This is a genomic window from Qipengyuania qiaonensis (genome assembly GCF_019711515.1).
GTDB lineage: Bacteria > Pseudomonadota > Alphaproteobacteria > Sphingomonadales > Sphingomonadaceae > Qipengyuania > Qipengyuania qiaonensis.
The window spans coordinates 1-2,705 of the sequence record NZ_JAIGNO010000026.1 but is presented as its reverse complement, the minus strand read 5'-3'; the positions used below and the strand labels follow the sequence as shown (position 1 = coordinate 2,705).

The 2,705-nt window shown below is 55.5% G+C and carries 1 protein-coding gene; it reads left to right on the top strand.

Annotation, left to right across the window (positions count from 1 at the left end; all coding sequences use genetic code 11):
• Positions 1 to 80 precede the first annotated feature (80 nt).
• A complete protein-coding gene (locus K3174_RS16710; RefSeq protein ID WP_221560581.1) occupies positions 81 to 2,675 on the top strand; it encodes a DEAD/DEAH box helicase in 2,595 nt (864 codons plus the stop codon).
• Positions 2,676 to 2,705: the final 30 nt, after the last annotated feature.

The window sequence follows — 2,705 nt, the reverse complement described above, 5'->3', positions numbered from 1 at the left end:
CGTCACTACGACGAAGCCCAAATCCTCCTTAAATCACAACCCCAAATCTGTGCCATAGGCGCTGACGGGGAACAGGCGCAATGACCGACGGGCAAACCAAACCGGAACAGGAAGACCCAGCGGAGGAAATGAAACCAGACACCGAAGCTGAACCAGCGCGCAAAGCGCATCTTTTTGAAGCGGGCGATCTGGTAACATTACGATCCGATTCTACAGCGCGGCTCCCGGTCCTCGAAGTAGTACTCGGCGGCGCGGAGGTCCGTTACCGCGTTTTTCAGGATGGCGTGAAGGCCACATTCTACGAGAGCCAGCTTCAATCCTTGGATGAGGGCGGATCAGAAGCCGATCGGGTTACCACCGAGGAGCTGCACGCGCATATGACAGCGTTGCAGCTTTTATCTCCCTCTACCGCAAACCTGTTTTCCCTGCGATCAGGACGCGTAAATTTTGTGCCCTACCAGTACCGTCCCGTCCTAAAGCTCATTCGTTCGGACAGGCCACGCCTGCTGATTGCCGATGAAGTTGGTGTTGGTAAGACCATCGAAGCGGGTCTGATCATCAAAGAGCTTCGCGCAAGAATGGACATCAGCTCCATTCTCGTCGTCTGCCCGAAAGCGCTTGTCGCCGAGCGCAAATGGCAAACGGAAATGAAGCGCTTCGACGAGAATTTTTCACCCCTAGACGGCCCGCTTCTGCGCCACTGTTTGCATGAAACGGACCTGGAGGGCGAGTGGCCGGAGCAATACGAAAAGGCGATCCTTCCATTCTCGCTATTCGATTCCGATCTGATTTTCGGACCGGCGGGCAAGAAGTCACGCAAGGATAAGGGCCTGCTTTCACTTGATCCGGCTCCAGCTTTCGATCTCGTGATCGTCGATGAGGCGCACCACATCCGGAACTCGGATACCTTCCTGCATCAAGGTGTCCGATATTTTTGCGACAATGCGCGGGCCGTAATTCTTATGACGGCCACTCCGGTGCAGCTCGGCAGTGACGACCTTTTCACGTTGCTGAATGTGCTGCGTCCCGATCTGGTGATTGACGATACCAGCTTCGAGCAGATGGCCGCGCCCAACAGGTTCATTAACGAGTCGATACGGCTCTGCCGCGAGAAGGGTGATGGCTGGCAAGACAGCGCCATCGAGCAGCTCGAAGCAGCGGCAAGGACCGACTGGGGATCGCTCTTCCTTTCCGAGATGCCGAGTTTTCAAGCCGCCTTTGACCAGCTCCAGGAAGCGGAATTGGGCGATGCCGATCGCGTCGCCCTGACCGGGCAGCTTGAAGAGCTCTACACCTTCAGTTCGGTCATAAACCGTACCCGCCGCCGTGATATTGGCGAATTCACAACAAGGAAACCGGTCACGCTCACCGTCGAGTTTACCGAAGATCAGCGCGCACTACATGATGGGTTGCTGAGCGTCATTGCGCGTATTCTCGCGCGTTGTCACGGGCAACAAAACGTCAAATTCATGATGACGACCATACGGCGTCAAGCTGCAAGCTGCCTCTACGGACTTGCACCGTTCCTCTCTGACATGCTCGACCGGAAACTCGATCAGTTGGAGCTGATCGAAACCACCGATCGCGACGATGAAATGGACATGAGCTTTCTCGATGGCATCAAGGCCGAAATCGAGGAGCTGATCAGGATGGCGCGGAATCTCGATCCTGAAGACAGGAAGATCGAGGCATTTATCAAAACGCTGAAAGAGAAGTCCGCTCTCGTGAATAACAAGGCGCTCGTCTTCAGCACCTTTAGGCACACGCTTTCGTACCTAGCGAGGCACACCGAGGCAGCGGGCCTGCGTTTCGGGGTTATCCATGGCGACATTCACGATGAGGAGCGCGCCTCCCTTCGCAAGCGCTTCTCGCTTCCCAAAGACGATCCGGATGCCATCGACATCCTTCTTTCATCCGAAGTTGGATGCGAAGGTCTCGACTTTCAATTCTGCGATTATCTCGTGAATTATGATCTGCCGTGGAATCCCATGCGTGTGGAACAGCGGATAGGCCGTATCGACCGCTACGGGCAGGAAAGCGAAACAATCAGCATCGTTAATCTCGTCACGCCTGGAACGGTCGATGCCGACATCTACCAGCGATGCCTTATGCGCATTGGTGTCTTTGAACATGCGGTTGGCGGCAGCGAGGAAATCCTCGGAGAGATCACGCAGGAAATCCACGACATCGCGGAAAATTTTGTCCTTTCCGAAGAAGAGCGTGCCGCGCGGCTCCAGCAGCTTTCGGATAACGGCATCCGCAAGATCAGGGAAGAGCAGGAACTTGAGTCCAAAGAGGCAGAGCTTTTTGGCCTCAATGTCCCCAGCCAGTCATGGCAAGACGAAATCGAGGCCGCCGAAAGTTCCTGGTTGTCGCCATCCGCGATCCAGAGGTGCGTTGCCACCTATCTGGCGGCAAGGCTCGGTGAGAGCTCCGAGTATATCCAGGGTGACAAACCGCTCAAAAACCTGCGCTTGAGCCAAACCGCCCGCAACGCCTTGCTTGAAGACTTCCGGACACTGAAGCGGAGCGTCGATCCAGTGTCTCGCCATTGGGAGAAATGGCTGAAAGGAGGCGCGCCGAATTTACCTGTCACGTTCGATCAAAAGACTGCGTCAGACGACCCGACTGTTCCCCGTCAGCGCCTATGGCACAGATTTGGGGTTGTGATTTAAGGAGGATTTGGGCTTCGTCGTAGTGACGAA